We start from the raw sequence: 18,416 nt of genomic DNA on the forward strand, positions 1-18,416 counted from the left end.
GATGTGCAGATTTCAGATGTGCGGATGTGCAAATGATCTTTAGATGTGCGAATTTCAGATGTGCAGATATGCAAATGAATAGAAACGCTTAATTACAATAACATTCGCCTTCATTTGCATATCTGCACATTTAAAATCTGCACATCCACCTAAAATATCTTGCCCGGGTTCAGAATCCCTTTAGGGTCGAAAACATTCTTTATCCCCTTCCAAAGGGCAAAATGGGCATCGGTATATTTTATTGGCATAAATTCCTTTTGCACCAGGCCGATACCATGCTCGCCCGAGAGGGTGCCACCCAACGATACGGTTAACTCAAAGATCTCCCGGATGCCGAATTTGAGTTTATTGTTCCAGTCCTCATCACTCATATTGGCTTTAATGATATTTACGTGCAGGTTACCATCGCCGGCATGACCGTAGCATACCGATTCGAAGCCGTATTTGGCACCGGTTTCTTTAATTCCTTTTATAAGCTGAGGTAGTGCTGCGCGGGGCACAACGGTATCCTCTTCTTTATAAACCGAGTTTGATTTAACCGATACGGCCATCGTACGCCTCAGGCGCCATAACTCGTCTTTTTGTGCCGATGAATCGGCAAAGAGCACATCGAGGCAGTCAAACTCTTCCAGTACGGTATTAATTTTTTCACAATCGGCAAAAATTACGTCCTGGTTGGTACCATCTACTTCTATTAATAAAAAACCCTCGATGCCATCCTGTAAATCAAAAGCGATATCATCATGCTGTTTTACCCACTCCACTCCTTTCCGCTCCATGAACTCCAGGGCCGATGGAATGATCCCGGCCCTAAAAATTGCCGAAACTGCCGCGCAGGCCATTTCGTTGGTTGGGAAAGATGCCAGCATCAAAGCATCCAATGTAGGTGCCGGAATAAGCTTCACTACAATTTTGGTAACAATACCCAGCGTACCCTCCGAGCCGATCATCAGTTGGGTTAAATTATATCCCGATGCATATTTAAGCGTATTTGCCCCGGTCCAGATAATCTCGCCCGAAGTTAGTACTACCTGCAGGTTAAGCACATATTCGCGAATGGTGCCGTATTTAACCACCCGCGGCCCGCCTGATCCGTGCGACACGTTCCCGCCAATAAAACAACTGCCCTTACTGGCCGGGTCAACCGGGTAAAGCAGGCCTTTGGCCGCTACCTGGTTCATAAATTCCTCGGTAACCACGCCGGGCTCAACCGTGGCCTGCAGGTTTTGCTCATCTATCTCAAGCACTTTATTAAAGCGCTCCATTGCAATTAATAAACCGCCTTTTACCGGCAGCGCACCTCCGCTTAACCCGGTACCCGCACCTCGCGGCGTTACGGAAATCATATTTTCATTGCAGAGCTTCAGCAATGCTGAAACCCGTTCAGGATTTTGCGGCTTAACCACTACCTCGGGGTAATAAATTAGGTCTTCTGTTTCGTCGTGGCTGTATTTTTCGAGGTTTTCGGGTCCGGTTAATACAGCTTCCTCTCCCACAATAGCTTTTATACTATTTAATATACCCTCAGTTATTTTGTTATACTCCATAATCAGGCCTTTTTATAATTGATAATAACGGCCGAGTGCGCCACTTTACCGCTTAAAGGCGGCGTAAGTTTTTTGATAACCACTTCTACCGTTTCAACAAAAGGATATTTCTTTTTTATGCGATCGATAATGGCTTGCCCCACGGTTTCTATCAGTTTGCGCGGGTGCTTCATTTCTTCGCATACTATAATATACACGCGTTCATAATCAACGGTTTTGCTCAGGTTATCTTCCAGCAAATCGCCGGGAGGAATAAAACCCACATTTACATCAACCACAAAACGGCAACCTATTTTTTGTTCTTCGGGATAAAATCCATGGTACGCGAAAAATTCCGCGCCCTGCAAGGCTATATTGATCATGCGTCAAATGTAAATAACACCATGTAAATACGGCCCCGACAGGATGAAAAAGTTTTAAACAGCAAAACCTACTCACCCCGGCGTCGCTATAGTCGCCACCCGTATATGCGCAAGCACAAAGAGAGAATTTTTCTTGTTTACTTAATTTCCGCACCCTCTTAACGTGCAACGTAGAGAGGGTCGACGAGCGTAGCGATGTCGGGGTGAGTCAATATACGCCAATGCTCAAATTTCTTTCATTTTTTTCTCTCAACAAAAACCCACTTTAAATCATTTAAACCTACTTTTCAGCCCAAAACAGCCCACAGGCATCAAAAAACGCCATTTTGCATTTGCTTTTACCGCTAACAAATCCGTTATATTTGCTTACCAACTATAATGTTATGGCTAAAACAGACCTGTACGAGGCTCCCGATTATTACCTGTTAGATGAACTTCTTACCGACGAGCATAAGCTGATCCGCGCCTCAGTGCGCGATTGGGTAAAGAAGGAATTAAGCCCCATTATTGAGGATTACGCCCAGCGTGCCGAGTTCCCGTCGCAGTTATTAAAAGGTTTGGCGGAGATAGGCGCATTCGGCCCTACAATCCCGGTTGAATACGGCGGCGCAGGCTTGGATTATACATCGTACGGCATTATTATGCAGGAACTGGAACGCGGCGATTCGGGCATTCGCTCAACGGCTTCGGTACAGGGATCACTGGTAATGTACCCCATTTACGCTTACGGCAGCGAAGAGCAGCGTAAAAAATACCTGCCCAAACTGGCCAGCGGCGAAATGATGGGCTGCTTCGGCCTTACCGAGCCCGATCATGGTTCAAACCCCGGCGGCATGACCACCAATATTAAAGATGCCGGCGATCATTATATTTTAAATGGGGCCAAAATGTGGATCTCCAATTCGCCTTTTGCCGATATAGCCGTTGTTTGGGCTAAAGATGAGGAAGGAAAAATACGCGGACTCGTTGTTGAGCGCGGTATGGAAGGTTTTACAACCCCGGCTACGCACAACAAATGGTCGTTAAGGGCATCAGCCACCGGCGAACTGGTTTTTGATCATGTTAAAGTACCTAAAGAGAATATTTTCCCCAATGTTATAGGTATAAAAGGTCCGCTGGGGTGTTTAAACCAGGCCCGTTATGGCATAGCCTGGGGAGCTCTCGGTGCCGCCATGGATTGCTACGATACCGCCCTGCGTTATGCCAAAGAACGCGAGCAGTTTGGCAAGCCTATCGGCGGTTTTCAGCTTCAACAAAAAAAACTTGCCGAAATGATAACCGAAATCACCAAAGGGCAGTTGATGGTTTGGCGCCTTGGCAATTTAAAAAATGAAAACCGGGCTACTCCTGCTCAAATCTCCATGGCAAAGCGAAACAGCGTTGAAACAGCCATCACCATTGCCCGCGAAGCAAGGCAAATGCTTGGCGGCATGGGTATTACCGGCGAATACCCGATAATGAGGCACATGATGAACCTCGAATCGGTGATAACCTACGAAGGCACGCACGATATCCACCTGCTGATAACCGGTATGGACGTAACGGGCCTGGATGCTTTCAAATAACAGATAATCAGTATATTTAGTCAATAGTAACATAACTTTTGTTTACACACATAAATATTGTTCGTAATAGTTACGAACCTTATATTTGTTGCTATTGCACAGTTAATGTTTTCGACCCCCAATAGCTTAAACAGATTTAAAGATTTTCAACGTCTCCGGTTTACCTGGATGGCTATTGTATGGCTATTGCTATTAAATTCCTGTACCGACAAAACCAACGACACCGGCGATTACTCAGCCCAATTCAAGCCGGTATATGATACCGTTACCCTATATAATACCGTTTGGAAAAATCCGCACAAGGCCATTAAATATCTCGATTCAGCATACAGGTACGTAAAAAAGCCTTTCGTGGCCGATCAGTTCCGCTATTATGCCTTTCATTTTCTGTATAACCGTAAAGAACTTCATAACCAAAAGGTAGCCATAGCCTATGCCGACAGCATGATAGCCATGGCAAAAAAAAGCATCACCCAAAAACAATACCAGCAGCAATATGCCGAAGCAAGCTTTGCCGCAGGTGATGCCTACTCAGATCTGCAACAGTACGATGATGCCTATAAATATTTTTACCAGGGATATTACATTGGTAAAAGTGGCCTTAACGATGCCATTTTAGCCGAATATACTTACCGCATGGGCATGATGCTGTTTAAACAGGGGCATTACCGCGAAGCAGCCAATTACTTCAAAATAAGCTACAAACAAAGTTTTGCTTACCACGATGATTTCAGGTCATTTTACCAGCGGCAGGAACTGCTTGATAACATTGGCGAAAGCTATAAAAATAGCGGCGATATTGACAGTGCCAGCCTTTACCTGCAGAAAACGCTTGATTATATTAACGTAAACGCAAAACGTTTCGGCAACGATCCATCAAAACTGGAGGTTGCGCGTGGTGTAGTTTATGGTAACCAGGGAGATGTTGCTTTGAACACCAAAAACTATAACCGGGCCGAAGAGCTGCTGAAAAAGAGCATCGCCATAAACCTGCAGCCTCATAATGATAACCGCGACGCGCAATTAACCGAAATAAAGCTTGCCCGCCTTTACCTGCAAACCAACAGAACCGATGATCTGTTTAAAATATTGCAAACCCTGCGCACCCAGCTTGATACCCTGAAAAATGAAGAGGCCGAAACCGGCTGGAATAAGCTAATGAGCAGCTATTATGTAATAAAACAGGACGACCAGAATGCGCTTCATTACCTGCAAAACTATTCGGCCTTAAAAGATTCGTTAGCAAAGCGGGCTTTATCGTTAAAGCGCACGGATATCAGCCAGCAGCAGGCCAGTTTTGATAAGCAGGACCAGATTGAAAACCTTAAGGGCCATAACACGCTGCAGCTTGTTTACATTTACCTGGCTGTTTTATTTTCGGTGATGGCCGTTATCATCATCTTCCTGGTGTTCCGCAATCTTAAACGCTCAAAAAAAGACGTTATCGCTGTAAAAAAATTAAACAACCAGATCAGGCTGCAAAAAACTGAGTTGGAAAATACGCTTGAAGAAGTTAACCTGGCCAGCAGAGAAAAAGACCGGATTCTGCGTACAGTGGCCCATGACCTGCGTAATCCGCTGGGTGGGATAGCCTCGTTATCAACGGCCATGGTTGAGGATACTAACGATGAGGAACAAAACAATCTCATCAATCTCATCAAAGAAACCTCTTTCAACTCGCTCGAACTGATTAATGAAATTTTAGAGGCGGCCAATACTGCGTCGGCTGCTTTTAATAAAGAGTGGGTGGAAATTAACAGCCTGGTTGGTAACAGCGTAGAACTTTTACGGTTTAAAGCCGCCGAAAAGAAACAGGAAATTATACTCTGCCTGTTAGATAACCCAACCGAACTACTGATAAACCGCGAAAAAATTTGGCGGGTTATGAGCAACCTGATCAGTAACGCAATAAAATTCAGCCCCAAAGGCGCGGTAATAAATGTGCATGTAACCGAAAAAGACGGCGGAGTTGAATTATGTGTTACAGATCATGGTATAGGCATCCCGCACCAATTGCAGCAACAGGTATTTAACATGTTCACCAACGCTAAGCGGGCAGGCACAGATGGCGAAAAATCTTTCGGGCTTGGGCTGTCCATCTGCCGCCAGATAGTTGAAAAACACAGCGGAAAGATTTGGCTGGAAAGCGAAGTGAATACCGGATCGAGCTTTCATGTTTATCTCCCCACGGAGGTTTAAATAACCGGGTAACATCGCTAAACTTTTTAAATCAGATCAAAAATTTCATTATAGATAATTAATTAACAATATTCTTAAAAAAGCTGTGATAATTTTTAAATTATTTTTAGTTTAACCCAACTTTATAATACTGCCAAACCTGCCATAATTTAGTACTTTTTAATGTTTATAAATAAGAGTTCCGTACCTGTATGGTTATCCTGTAATTTATGGATAAGCTTGTTTGTGGCCTGTTTTTTTTTAACCGGCAGTTCATGCAAAAAACAACAGGGCGGACAATTATCCTCATCGGCATACAACAGCATAGCTGACACGGCAAATAAGTTGTATGATAACGGGCAGTACGAAAAGGCGGTGCACTATCTCGATTCGGCCTTCCATCATTCTTCAGGCCTTGGTTTTAAACAGGTTTACAATTATTATTTTTTTGTTTACAACTACAATTCGCATATCAAAAATGATCGGAATACGGCCCTGCTATATGCCGATAGTATGCTGAACATGTTTGATACGCCCGAGAAAAAATTAAAATTCACTAACGAATACGGCCAGGCCCATTTATCAAAGGGAGATGTTTTGTTTGATATGCACCGCTATAACGAGGCTTACGGCTACTTTTACAGCGGCAAGGTGATTGCCAATAACAACCTTGACGATTGTACACTGGGCGATTACAGTTACCGCATGGGTATGATCCTTTACAAACAAGAGCATTATGGCCGGGCTGCACGTTTTTTTAAAAAGAGTTTTGAAGAAACGGCATCCTGCGATGGTAACTTCAACTATTTTTATCGTCGCCAGGAATTACTGAACAACGCCGGCCTTAGCTACAGTAAAAAGCAGATGACCGACAGCGCCATGTACTTTTACAAACAGGCGCTTGAATACCTGCAAAACAATAAAGACAGGTTTAAAGACAGGCCGCAAATGGGCGAAGTAGCCCGGGGGGTGATTTATGGCAATATGGCCGATATTTACATTAAGCAAAAAAATTATGACAAGGCCAAAGGTTTGCTTAAAAAAAGCATAGCCATAAACCTTCGTAAGGGTAATGATAATAACGATGCCCAATATGCCGAATTAAAACTGGCCGACATTTACGATAAAGAAAATGCCAACGATTCGTTACTGAGTATCCTTAATACTATCGGCCTGCAGTTTGACAGCGTAAAAAGCATCTATGCCGAGCAGGACTGGCACCTGTTTATGTCGCATTACTTTTTAAAAATGAACGACCATCAACGGGCCATGATGCATTTTAAATTGTATGATGAACTTAAAGATACCATTACCAGCAACAGCCGTAAATTAAAAGAAGCCGATGTGGCCGAACAGGTTAAAAGCCTGGAAAAGGACAACGAGTTTAACAACCTGAAAAAGAATAACCAGCTACAGCACCTGTATTTAAATGTAACCGGTGTTTTTGCCATTATGCTGATTGTTATTATCTCACTGATATTTTTCAACTGGCAAAAATCAAAAAAGAATATAAAAACGCTTGGCGGCCTCAACAACCAGATTAACAGCCAAAACCACGACCTGGAAAAGGCACTTAAGGAGTTACGCCTTAACAGCCAGGAAAAAGACCGCATACTGCGCACCGTAGCACACGACCTGCGCAACCCCATTGGCGGTATAGCATCGCTTACCAGTGTAATGAGCGGCGAAAATTATACCGCCGAGCAAAAGGAAATGATCAACCTGATCAGGGAAACCTCTTTTAACTCTATCGAACTGATTAACGAAATATTGGAAGCCACCAATTCCACATCGGTTGTGTTAAATAAGGAGCCTGTTGAAATTAATTCATTATTAAACAACAGCGCCGAGTTGCTGCGTTTTAAAGCTGCCGAAAAACAACAGATCATCAGCATTATAACCTTAAGTCGGCCATTGGAAATTTGCATCAGTCGTGAAAAAATCTGGCGGGTTATCAGTAACCTCATCAGCAACGCCATTAAATTCAGTCCGGTGGCATCGGCTATTTTGGTAAAGGCCGAGGAGTTGGAGCGTGAGGTGAAAATATCAGTAAAAGACAATGGGATAGGGATCCCTGATAAACTTAAAGGCCAGGTATTTAACATGTTCACCAATGCCAAACGCCCGGGCACCGCAGGCGAAAAATCGTTTGGCCTGGGGCTGTCCATCTGCCGGCAGATCATCGAAAAACATGGTGGCCGCATCTGGTTTGACAGCGATACCGAAAACGGTACAACCTTTTATTTTACATTGCCGAAGGAAGAGCTAAAGGCAGAAGGCTAAAAGCTGAAAGCCTTGAAAAAAAATGGTTTTCTATTTTTACTTCCGATCCGTGTCTCTACGGATCGCCCCGGCAGCATTTATGATAGCGACTATCAGGATGTGGTTTTCCAGCTCAACCTTATTATCCCTTCAAAAACTCACCATACCAACGGCCCGATGCTTTAACCGTTCGTTTTTGCGTGGCGTGATCAACGTGAATTAACCCAAAACGGGGGTGATAGCCTTCGGCCCATTCAAAATTATCGGTTAATGTCCAAACAAAATAGCCGCTCACTTTGCAGCCTTCGTTTTTGGCCTTCAAAACCTGCGCTATGTAGTTTTGCAGGTATTGCCGCCTTTGCGGGTCGTTTACTTCACCATCGGTAACAGAATCGGGAAAAGCGGAACCGTTTTCGGTAATGATAATTTTTTTTACACCGGGATATGCATCATATTTTTTTATCATGTGATAAATAGAAGGCGGATAAACCTCCCAGCGCATAGCTGTAAGCTCAACGCCCCGTTTTTCGGCCTTAACCATACTGGCCTGGATATATGGCGTAAAAAACGAGTGTTTCACCACTTCGCGGGTATAGTTTTGAATGCCGATGAAATCAAAATCAAATTTCAGCTTATCCTCATCGCCGGGATAAAAGTATTTTTTAAGATCCCGCAATGCAGGCAAGTCGGCTATAGGGTAACCCATGCCCAGCAAAGGCTCGATGTAGAGCCTGTTTATCAATGCATCGGCACGTACGGCAGCAGCAATGTCCTTAGGTTTATCGGTGTACGGTGTAATTTGCGAGCAGGAAAACGTAGTACCTATCTGTGCCGATGCGGGCAGCAGTTTGCGTAAAATCCTGCCGCCTTCGGCAATACTTAAGGTAACGTGGTGAATGGCAGGTGTAAAATTCTTCATACCGCTTCGCCCGGGCGCGTGGATGCCGAAAAAATATCCGGCACCGGTGAAAACAACCGGCTCGTTCATTACCATCCAATGTTTTACCCTGTCGCCAAAGTTTTGAGCGCAAATAGTGATAAACTCGCTGAACCAGCCTATAACCTCGCGGTTTGTCCATCCTCCTTTTACCTCAAGCACATGGGGCAAATCCCAATGGTAAACGGTAAGCCATGGTTCAATGCCTTGTTTAATACAGTAGTTTATTACCCGGTTATAGTAATCAATACCCGCCTGGTTAACTCTGCCGGTGCCATCGGGTAAAATGCGGGTCCAGGAGATAGAGAAGCGGAAATTGGGGATACTGAGTTGTTTGATCAGGTCGATATCCTGTTCGTACCGGTTATAAAAATCACAGGCTTCAATGGCGTGATCGCCGTTAAGGATTTTCCCTTTTTTAGCGGTGAATACATCCCATACGGATAGCCCTTTACCATCTGCATCATGTGCACCCTCTACCTGGAATGCGGCGGTAGAAACACCCCAGTCAAAGTCGCTGCCAAAAAGATCCTTGCTTAATTGTATATTCCGGTCAGTAAGTTCCATTAATTTGAGCTACAAAAGCCCAAAAGTGCAATTATATTTATAAATGAAAAACTACAAAATGATAACTTAATGTATAAACGATGAACGCATACTTTTAAGCATCATCCACTGGCGAAAACCGGTGATCAATTTTGTGATATTGAAAATGAAATTCATAACATTGCCTTTTAGATACAACATAAAGGTAGCAAGCAGATGTTTGCTGAATATAACAACCATGTTATATAATTGTTAACCAGCCTATTTCACGTAGCAAGATACAAATTTTTTATTGGAGTATGTTTGTTATTTTTGAGTTGTATGAAAGCCTATTTTATCAAACTGTTTGATTACAACAAATTTGCCACCCAACAGATTTTAACGGCTATGGCCGATAAAGACACACCCGCCGTTACCATAAAGCTGATGACGCACCTCCTTACCACCGAGCTGGTTTGGCTTGAACGCTGCAGCCTCGCCACCCCTACCATGACCACGCCCTGGCCCGAACCGCTTAGCATCGACCAATGCAAGCAGTTGGTTAGCCCGAGACACCAGGCCTGGACCTCATTTATTGATGAGTTGAGCGAAGCTGATTTTGATAAGGTAATCCCCTATCACAGCTTTGCCGGCGATTATTATGAAAACCAACTCAACGAAATTATAACCCACGTAATTAATCATGGTACTCATACAAGGGCCCAGATAGGACAGCAACTAAAATTTGCCGGTGCCCAAACTTTACCCATTACAGATTATAGTTATTATTTAAGACTACTAAACAGCTAAACATTTAGCATATTTGCAGGGTTCACCAGGCTATCAAAAACTATGAAAAAATTATATTTAGCGCTTTTGGCCGGCATCGCGTTATCCGCCTGCAACGATACCAAAAAACAGGAAAAAGACCTTTTAAACCAGGTAATTGCCGTACATGATAAGGTAATGGCCAGCGACGAGCAGTTGATGAAAAACAAAATGCTGCTTGATAGCCTTGTTAAGCACGCTTCGCCTGCTGTGAATATGGACACGGCTAAAGCATATATCAAACAAATTGATGATGCGGATAATGCCATGAGCGACTGGATGCATAATTTTGATGCCGAAAACAAGGGCAAAACACACCAGGAGATTATGACTTATCTTGAAGATCAAAAAAAACTGATTGTTAAAATAGATACACAAATTGCAAGTGCTGTAGCTGGCTCAACTAAATATATTACCCAAATACCGGTTAAATAATGAAGAAACTATGGATAGGCGTAATTGCAATAATGCTTTTTAATGCCTGCAAATCAAACGATAACAAAACCGCGCTGCCTATATTGGGATACAAAACACCGGTTACCAAAACGGTTAACGGCAAAACCGTAACGGATACCGAATATGCCACCATACCGGCATTTAAGTTTGTAAACCAATACGGCGATACCATTACCGAAAAAAGCCTGGCCGGCAAAATTTACGTTGCCGATTTCTTTTTCACCACCTGCCCTTCTATTTGCCCGGTTATGCACCGCAATATGCTTAATGTATATAAAGAGTTTAAGGATGATGCCGATTTCAGGATCATTTCGCATACTATCGACCCAAAATACGATACCGTACCGGTATTAAAACGGCATGCCGATAAGCTTGGCATTGCCGGCAACACCTGGTGGCTATTGCATGGCGAAAAGGGCGATACTTATAAAATATCAAAAAACTACCTGCAAAGCGTATCCGAAAAAAATCCGAAAGGCGAATACATTCATGATGGTTTTTTTATTTTGATTGATAAGCAAAAACGCATCCGCGGCAGCTACGAAGGTACCGACCCTGCAGAGGTAACCAAACTGATAGCCGATATCAAAACCCTCAAAGCCGAACCAGATCAAATCAGCGCGAAATGAAATTAGTTTTTTGCGGTTTGCTTGCTATGATGGTGGTTATTTTGGCCGCATCGTGCCAAAACGAACAGGAGATAGAGTTTAACCGTTACTACTCGGGCGGCAGTGCGCTTTATCAGCAGTATTGCCAAAATTGCCACGGCAAGGAGGGCCTGGGCCTGCAGTCGCTCATTCCACCGCTTACTGATTCTACGTATTTAAAGAACAATAAAACAAAACTGGCCTGTTTTGTACAAAAAGGCCTTGAAGGTAAAATAACTGTCAACGGCCGCGTTTTTGACGATCAGATGCAGGGTGATGATCTTTCACCCATCGAAATTGCTAAAGTGCTTACCTACATCACCAATTCGTTCGGCAACAAACTGGGAACCATTAACCTTGAACAGGTGCAGGGCGATTTGAAGAATTGTAAATAACTTTTAGCTCATAGTTGATAGTTCATGGATCATGGTAGCTGCATTTTGCATTTTGGGCAATCCTCCCCAAAAACCATGAACTATGATCTATGAACCATGAACCACCAACAAATTTCCCTATCTTTACACCCGCAAAACGTTCTATCGCTGCCAGCTTGTTTGGCGGAGGAAAGTCCGGGCAACATAGAGCATCCTGCTTCCTAACGGGAAGGCGCCGGCAGCCGGCGACAGCAAAGTGCCACAGAGAAAATACCGCCCGCTTAGGTGGGTAAGGGTGAAAACGTGAGGTAAGAGCTCACGGCATAACCGGGCGACCGGCTATGACGGTAAACCTCAGGAGTTGAAAAACCAAATAGGTCCCGAAAGCGGAGTTGCTCGCTCCCGTATCGGTCGTAAGGCCGGTCGTTGGGATGGGTAGGTTGTTTAAACCTGTTAGTGATAACAGGGCCAGATAAATGATAGAAGTTGCCTTAACTGGCAATACAGAACCCGGCTTACAGGTTTGCTGCTGTATTACCCCTTGCTGCAAAGCGAGGGGTTTTTTATTTTATCGCAAACATTTTGCAATTAATTTGAAAATAAGGCAAACATTTATGCCTTTTAAACCTTTTAAGCACATTAAAAGTGTTTGTTTTTCTATACAAACCCTATATATTAGCGCTTAAACATAACTACCTGGATTTAAATATAAAACATGGCTAAAATTTTAATAATTGACGATGAGCGGTCGATCCGGAGCACGCTTCGCGAGATATTGGAGTATGAAGATTATGAAGTTGAAGACGTAGACAACGGAGTTGACGGTTTACAGCTTATTGAAAAAAAGGATTACGACCTGGTACTTTGCGATATCAAAATGAATCGCATGGATGGCATGGAGGTTTTAACCGAAGGCCTTGCCATTAAACCCGACCTGCCCTTTATCATGATATCAGGCCACGGCACGGTTGAAACCGCCGTTGAGGCCAGTAAAAAAGGCGCGTTCGATTTTATCTCGAAACCGCCTGATCTGAACCGCCTGCTTATCACCGTTCGCAACGCGCTTGATCGTGGTAGTTTGGTTGTTGAGGCCAAAGTTTTAAAACGCAAAGTATCTAAGGTTCGCCCTATTTTAGGCGATTCGCAGGCAATAATTAAAATAAAGGAAACTATCGACAGGGTAGCTCCCACCGATGCCCGCGTATTGGTAACCGGTGCCAACGGCAGCGGTAAAGAACTGGTTGCACGTTGGCTGCACGAAAAATCACACCGTTCATCGGCCCCTATTATAGAGGTGAACTGCGCGGCCATTCCTTCCGAGTTGATTGAAAGCGAACTATTCGGTCACGAAAAAGGATCGTTTACATCGGCTATTAAACAAAGGATAGGCAAATTTGAATCGGCCAATGGCGGTACCCTGTTTTTGGATGAGATTGGCGATATGAGCCAATCGGCACAGGCCAAGGTATTGCGTGCCCTGCAGGAAAATAAAATTACCCGGGTTGGCGGCGAAAAGGAAATTGATGTTGATGTACGTGTGGTAGCGGCAACCAACAAAGATTTGCTTAAAGAAATTGAAGCCGGCAACTTCAGGATGGACTTGTACCACCGCCTGAGCGTAATCCTGATCCATGTGCCACCACTCATTGAACGTAAGGACGATATCCCCCTGTTAACCCAGGCTTTTTTGGATGAGATTTGCAGCGAGTACGGCATGCCGGTTAAAAAGATCTCAGATGCGGCGCTGGAAGCATTAAAATCATTACCTTGGACAGGTAATATCCGCGAACTGCGCAACATGGTTGAGCGTTTAATTATTTTGAGCGATAAGATCATAACCGACAGCGATGTAAAAGCTTTTGCTAACCCATCGGCACCGGTTACCGCGGTTGCGGGTGAAGCGGCGGCAGCGCCACAAACTGATTTCGACCAGTTTAATAACTTCCAGGAGTACAAGGATTATGCTGAGCGCGAGTACATCAAATTCAAACTCGAAAAAAACAACTGGAATGTATCCAAAACGGCTGATGATATCGATATTCAGCGTAGTCACCTCTACAGTAAAATTGAAAAATTTGGTTTGAAAAGAGGCGAGTAATAATAACTTTTGAAATTATTTTAAAAAGCATAGGCAAAATTATTGTCTATGCTTTTTTTTATGCTATCATTGTATATCCAATAACCTTTATTAACAGCATGAAAACCTATTACTTAGCATCTTTTTTGTTATTAACCTTAGCGGCCTGCAACAATCAATCAAAAGAAGTTACCGAAACACCAAAAGCGGCAACCACGCTTGATGGCACCTGGCACCTTATCTCGAGCAAAAGCATCCAGAAAGGCGACACTACAGTAACCACCCCGCCAAAAGACCAGGAAATGTTTAAGATGTTTAACGCCACCAACTTCGCGTTTTTTACGCACGATTTGGTGCATGGTAAAACGGCTAAGCCATATTATTCTTCGGGCGCCGGCACTTATACCTTAAACGGCGACGATTACACCGAACACCTGGCCTACTGCGATGCCCGTGATTGGGAAAACCGCGATTTTAAATTCAAGCTTACCGTTACTAACGATACCCTGGTGCAAAAAGGTATTGAGAAGATTGACAGCCTGAAGGTAGATCACGAGATAATTGAGACTTATGTGAAGGTGAAGTAATCAGCCACAAATTTCGAAAAGATACCTGAGCCCGCATTGCCGGGCTTTTCATTTTTTATGTCTTTTAATAATCTTAATTATTTGTAGCTTGAGTACACAAATCCTAAAAAGGCATGTCTATCCTATTTCATTATAAAATACTGGTAACCTTATCATTATTCAGCCTATCGCTTAACCGCTGCCATACACAGCCTGCTGACAGTGTAAAAAGAAACAGCCAGGCTTTTCCAAATAATAAAGTCCTTACATCGGCTCCATCTATAGTTCCACTCAAAAACATGTTTGGCGTAAACACTTACGAGTGGAATTTTTTACAGGATCCGGCGAATCCTAATCTTAAAAGCACCATTTACGAAACCAACATGTCGCTCATTAAATCATTCAGCGGCATCAGGCATTATCTTAACTGGGGGCGAATGGAGAGTACTAAAGGCAATTATACTTTCAGTCCGGCGCATGATGGCAGCTGGGATTATGATTTGATTTACGCCCGTTGCAAGCAGGATGGTATTTTTGTTTTGGCTGATATAAAAACCTGTCCGCCCTGGATTGTAGATACTTATCCTAAAGATATGCAGGATAAGGAGAATGCCCCTCTCCCCTATGGATTGAACAAATCGGATCCTGCCAGTTATACCAATCAGGCCCGCATGGCTTTTCAGTTTGCCGCACGTTATGGTTCCAATAAAAATATTGATAGAAATCTGGTTAAAGCTGATGCAAGCACCCGCTGGCCGAATGACCCGCCCAACCAAATAAAAATTGGATTGGATCTGGTAAAATATGTTGAGTGCGATAACGAACGCGATAAATGGTGGAAAGGCCCGGCAACCGAACAAACCGCCGAAGAATATGCAGCCAATATGTCGGCGTTTTATGATGGCAACCTCGGTAAATTGGGTAAAGATGTGGGTGTAAAACAGGCCGACCCAGCTATGTTGGTAGTAATGGGCGGATTAGCAACATGCGATATTAACTTTGTTAAAAAGATGATTGAATGGTGCAAAACAAACCGCGGCTACCGGGCTGATGGCAGCATTAATTTATGTTTTGATGTAATTAACTATCATTACTACAGTAACAACGGTAATATTTTAACCCACGCTAAATCGACCACCGGCGTAGCGCCCGAATTATCCATGGCGGGCGAAATTGCGGATGAGTTTGTAAAACTTGCAAAATCGTTAAGCAAGCCCGTGCCCGTTTGGGTAACCGAGGCCGGCTATGATATTAACCAGGGCAGCTACCAGAAAGCCTCCTACATAGGTAATAAAACGCCGCTTGAAACCCAGGGCGATTGGATTTTACGCACATCATTACTGTATATGCGTCATGGCATACAGCGCTTGTTTTTTTACCAGCTTTTAGATGATACCCCAAATGCTGATGTACAATATGCAACATCGGGCCTGGCCGAAAACGGTAAGCGCCGCCCCGCTGCCGATTATATTTTGCAGGCAAACAAGTTGCTGGGGAATTATAAATATGCCGGCACCATAAATACAGATCCGCTGGTTGATAAGTACGTTTCCGGTTCAAAAACCATGTATATTTTAGCCGTGCCCGACCAGAAAGGGCGCACTGCCAACTATGTGCTTAATGTAGCTGCGGCAAAGGCAAACATTTATACCTTAACACCCGGAGCAAATGATGCAGCTAAACAAACAGTTGATACCAATAATGGCAAGTTAAGCGTAAATGTATCTGAAACGCCGGTTATTGTTGAACCTGTAAATTAAATAAACGAGGAGAGATTTTGCCTCACCTGCCGGGCATAGCCGCCGCCAAACAGGTTTACGTGTATAAGCAAAGGGTATAAATTCCAAAGTTTGAGGCGTTGCTGCCAGCCTTTCGGTAAAGGGAACGCCTCGTGATAGGCCTGGTAAAAAACGTTATCGAAGCCACCAAACAGGGTTGTCATGGCAATATCAAACTCGCGGTTACTGTAGCTCACAGCCGGATCAATAAGGTATGGAACACCATCAGTACCGATGAGATAATTTCCAGACCAAAGATCACCGTGAATAAGCGATGGTGGCTCTTCATCAAAAAGTGAGGGGAGCTTTTTATATACCTCTTCAAATAAACGTACATCTGCTTTGGTTAATTCATTTTTATCAACTGCCATTTTAACCATAGGTTGCAGGCGTTCTTCAATAAAAAAACCACTCCAGGTATTGTGCCATCTGTTGCTTTGCGCTAATGACCCCATATAGTTATCAGCAAAAAAACCAAAGCGGCTATCGGTGTTACCATGCATTTGAGCGAGTTGGGTACCAAGCATTGCCGATGATGCGCTGTTCCCCGGTACCGCATCAATCCATTGCAAAACCAAATAACTATAAGCCTCAAAATCGCCCTGTAAAATAATCTGGGGAACTGCTACCGAGGCAGTTTTGCTGATTGCTGATAAGCCTTCCTTTTCTTTTAAAAACATACCGGGATAAGCATACCTGTCATTCAACTTTAACAAATAATCATTATCAGCCCCTTGCAATTTGTATAGATGGTTTATATCTCCGCCGCTAACTGTATTAACACCGGTTATCGTTATATCGAGCTTGTTCTGAAGATTATTGATCAGCGAAACAGGAATCAGATTTTGAACCATAGATTATTGGTAAAGTTGTTAATACCGTTCAACTAAAATATATTTTTTATCTCTTAATTAAATTTCAATAATTATCTACGTTCATATTTAGTCCTTATCACAATAATTCAATGGAAAATCAAATTCCTGCAGCGGTTGTACCGGCCGAAAGATGCACATACTGTAATACCGAAATTAAAGCGGAAGATACCTTTTGTACGCAATGCGGTTATCCTGTAAAAGGTACTGAAACCGAGCAAAACCACTTTATCTCGGAGCGCGAGATACAGGAAATAGATCTGTTTACCTACAATAAATCATTAAGGCAGGCTACAAATACCTTGTATTACCTCTCGGGTATTTTTGTATTTGCTGCTTTGATATATTTCGGTCTTCATAAAGACGACCCCGACGTTGTGGCTGTAGTTATCACCAATATTATCATGGCTGCTATATTTTTGGTATTGGGCAGCTATAGTAAGCGTAAACCTTTAGCCTGCCTCGTATCAGGCCTCTCGCTTTATGTTATTGTACAGGTTTTGAACGCCGTGGTTTCTCCTACAAGCCTTTTGCAGGGAATACTCGTTAAGATCATCATCATTGGTTACATGATCAGAGGTATTAAATCTGCCATGGACGTAGAAAAAATTCGTAAAGAAAATAATATCGCTTAACACTTTTGATTACCGAAGAGCAGGAAATATCTCAAACAAGGTACTGTAGCCAGTGCGGGGCACTCAATTTTATAAGTGTAAGGTTTTGTGGCAGTTGCGGTCACCGGCAATCAGAAATAAATGCCGAACAAAGCCGCCCGAATAACTGGCAGCAGCTACAGCAGGCCGCGCTGTTTTACGGCATCAACATACTGGTTTGCGCGCTATCATCATTTGTTAATTATTTTAAAGACATTGGCTGGTCGTTGATCGTTGAAGTTGTTATTGCCGGTACAGCCGTCATTTTTTTTGCTTATAACTGGGATGATTGTAAAAAACTGTTGCGCTGGCCTTCATTTTCGTGGCAAAAACTGGCCGGTTATTGCGCCATTGCCATGATAGGCGGTGTAATAGTTCATTACTCCGTTACCTGGATCAATGTAACCGTTTTCTCGCGCGATGGCGATTATTATTCAACTTTTAAAGGCTTGCCGGGTGGTGCTTTTTTGCTGATATTTTTCCTGGCGGTAACACCCGCCCTGTTCGAAGAGCTTGGCTTCAGAGGCTATCTGCTTAAAAACTTATTAAACATTGCTGATACCGGGCAGGCCGTTTTTATGTCGGCATTCCTGTTTGCCATTATCCATTTCAGTTTCATTTCTTTATTTTGGTTAATACCTTTCGCATTATTACTGGGTTATACCCGTGTTAAAGAAAACACCATCTGGTACGGGATCTGTATTCATTTTTGCTTTAACTTAACCGCCTGTTTATTTGAATTGCTATAGCATCAAACAATTAAAACGGCAATTAATAAACTCAATACCA

At 43.3% G+C, this 18,416-nt stretch carries 16 protein-coding genes and 1 other RNA gene; 13 read left to right on the top strand and 4 right to left on the bottom strand.

Annotated elements, in window-relative coordinates; genetic code table 11:
• Positions 1 to 149 precede the first annotated feature (149 nt).
• Together HYN43_RS12000 and folB are read right to left on the bottom strand one after the other, a co-directional pair.
• Positions 150 to 1,547 carry an FAD-binding oxidoreductase gene (locus HYN43_RS12000; protein ID WP_119409573.1) on the bottom strand — a complete coding sequence of 466 codons (1,398 nt, stop codon included), beginning with the start codon at positions 1,545 to 1,547 and terminating at the stop codon, positions 150 to 152.
• A 2-nt stretch (positions 1,548 to 1,549) separates the two neighbouring features.
• Positions 1,550 to 1,909 carry a dihydroneopterin aldolase gene (folB, locus tag HYN43_RS12005; protein ID WP_119409574.1) on the bottom strand — a complete coding sequence of 120 codons (360 nt, stop codon included), beginning with the start codon at positions 1,907 to 1,909 and terminating at the stop codon, positions 1,550 to 1,552.
• 383 nt (positions 1,910 to 2,292) lie between these two features.
• On the opposite strand from folB, the gene HYN43_RS12010 reads away from it, so the two are divergent.
• The 3 genes from HYN43_RS12010 (at position 2,293) to HYN43_RS12020 (ending at position 7,935) form a co-directional block, all read left to right on the top strand.
• Positions 2,293 to 3,474, top strand: a complete 1,182-nt coding sequence (locus HYN43_RS12010) for an acyl-CoA dehydrogenase family protein (RefSeq protein WP_119411216.1) — start codon at positions 2,293 to 2,295, stop codon at positions 3,472 to 3,474.
• 168 nt (positions 3,475 to 3,642) lie between these two features.
• Positions 3,643 to 5,673, top strand: coding sequence for an ATP-binding protein (locus HYN43_RS12015; protein ID WP_162996429.1), 2,031 nt, complete (start codon positions 3,643 to 3,645; stop codon positions 5,671 to 5,673).
• Between the two features lie 225 nt (positions 5,674 to 5,898).
• Positions 5,899 to 7,935: a tetratricopeptide repeat-containing sensor histidine kinase gene (locus HYN43_RS12020; RefSeq protein ID WP_162996430.1), complete on the top strand. Its 2,037-nt coding sequence runs from the start codon at positions 5,899 to 5,901 to the stop codon at positions 7,933 to 7,935.
• A 121-nt stretch (positions 7,936 to 8,056) separates the two neighbouring features.
• Here HYN43_RS12020 and HYN43_RS12025 read toward each other — a convergent pair whose 3' ends face one another.
• Positions 8,057 to 9,418, bottom strand: a complete 1,362-nt coding sequence (locus HYN43_RS12025) for a GH1 family beta-glucosidase (RefSeq protein ID WP_119409577.1) — start codon at positions 9,416 to 9,418, stop codon at positions 8,057 to 8,059.
• 300 nt (positions 9,419 to 9,718) lie between these two features.
• Between HYN43_RS12025 and HYN43_RS12030 the strand changes: the two genes are divergently transcribed.
• The 8 genes from HYN43_RS12030 (at position 9,719) to HYN43_RS12065 (ending at position 16,084) form a co-directional block, all read left to right on the top strand.
• The gene (locus tag HYN43_RS12030) at positions 9,719 to 10,186 is read left to right on the top strand and encodes a DinB family protein (RefSeq protein ID WP_119409578.1); all 468 of its coding nucleotides are present in this window, start codon (positions 9,719 to 9,721) and stop codon (positions 10,184 to 10,186) included.
• 42 nt (positions 10,187 to 10,228) lie between these two features.
• Positions 10,229 to 10,639, top strand: coding sequence for a hypothetical protein (locus HYN43_RS12035; protein WP_119409579.1), 411 nt, complete (start codon positions 10,229 to 10,231; stop codon positions 10,637 to 10,639).
• Positions 10,639 to 11,289: an SCO family protein gene (locus HYN43_RS12040; RefSeq protein WP_119409580.1), complete on the top strand. Its 651-nt coding sequence runs from the start codon at positions 10,639 to 10,641 to the stop codon at positions 11,287 to 11,289. Before HYN43_RS12035 ends, HYN43_RS12040 begins: the two co-directional genes overlap by 1 nt.
• Positions 11,286 to 11,702, top strand: coding sequence for a c-type cytochrome (locus tag HYN43_RS12045; protein WP_119409581.1), 417 nt, complete (start codon positions 11,286 to 11,288; stop codon positions 11,700 to 11,702). Before HYN43_RS12040 ends, HYN43_RS12045 begins: the two co-directional genes overlap by 4 nt.
• 128 nt (positions 11,703 to 11,830) lie before the next feature.
• Positions 11,831 to 12,215: RNase P RNA component class A (rnpB, locus tag HYN43_RS12050), an RNA gene on the top strand.
• Positions 12,216 to 12,396: 181 nt separating this feature from the next.
• On the top strand, positions 12,397 to 13,779 hold the full coding sequence (locus HYN43_RS12055; protein WP_119409582.1) for a sigma-54-dependent transcriptional regulator: 1,383 nt from the start codon (positions 12,397 to 12,399) through the stop codon (positions 13,777 to 13,779).
• Between the two features lie 98 nt (positions 13,780 to 13,877).
• Positions 13,878 to 14,345, top strand: coding sequence for a lipocalin family protein (locus tag HYN43_RS12060; RefSeq protein ID WP_119409583.1), 468 nt, complete (start codon positions 13,878 to 13,880; stop codon positions 14,343 to 14,345).
• A gap of 113 nt (positions 14,346 to 14,458) precedes the next feature.
• Positions 14,459 to 16,084, top strand: coding sequence for a hypothetical protein (locus HYN43_RS12065; RefSeq protein WP_119409584.1), 1,626 nt, complete (start codon positions 14,459 to 14,461; stop codon positions 16,082 to 16,084).
• Here HYN43_RS12065 and HYN43_RS12070 read toward each other — a convergent pair.
• Positions 16,081 to 16,956 (bottom strand): fructosamine kinase family protein, encoded by an 876-nt coding sequence (locus HYN43_RS12070; protein ID WP_119409585.1) that lies wholly within the window; start codon positions 16,954 to 16,956, stop codon positions 16,081 to 16,083. The genes HYN43_RS12065 and HYN43_RS12070 overlap by 4 nt on opposite strands.
• Positions 16,957 to 17,066: 110 nt before the next feature.
• Between HYN43_RS12070 and HYN43_RS12075 the strand changes: the two genes are divergently transcribed.
• The gene (locus HYN43_RS12075) at positions 17,067 to 17,609 is read left to right on the top strand and encodes a zinc ribbon domain-containing protein (protein ID WP_119409586.1); all 543 of its coding nucleotides are present in this window, start codon (positions 17,067 to 17,069) and stop codon (positions 17,607 to 17,609) included.
• Between the two features lie 5 nt (positions 17,610 to 17,614).
• Positions 17,615 to 18,376, top strand: a complete 762-nt coding sequence (locus HYN43_RS12080) for a CPBP family glutamic-type intramembrane protease (protein ID WP_119409587.1) — start codon at positions 17,615 to 17,617, stop codon at positions 18,374 to 18,376.
• Positions 18,377 to 18,416 lie beyond the last annotated feature (40 nt).

The sequence above is a fragment of the Mucilaginibacter celer genome (genome assembly GCF_003576455.2).
GTDB classification, from domain to species: domain Bacteria; phylum Bacteroidota; class Bacteroidia; order Sphingobacteriales; family Sphingobacteriaceae; genus Mucilaginibacter; species Mucilaginibacter celer.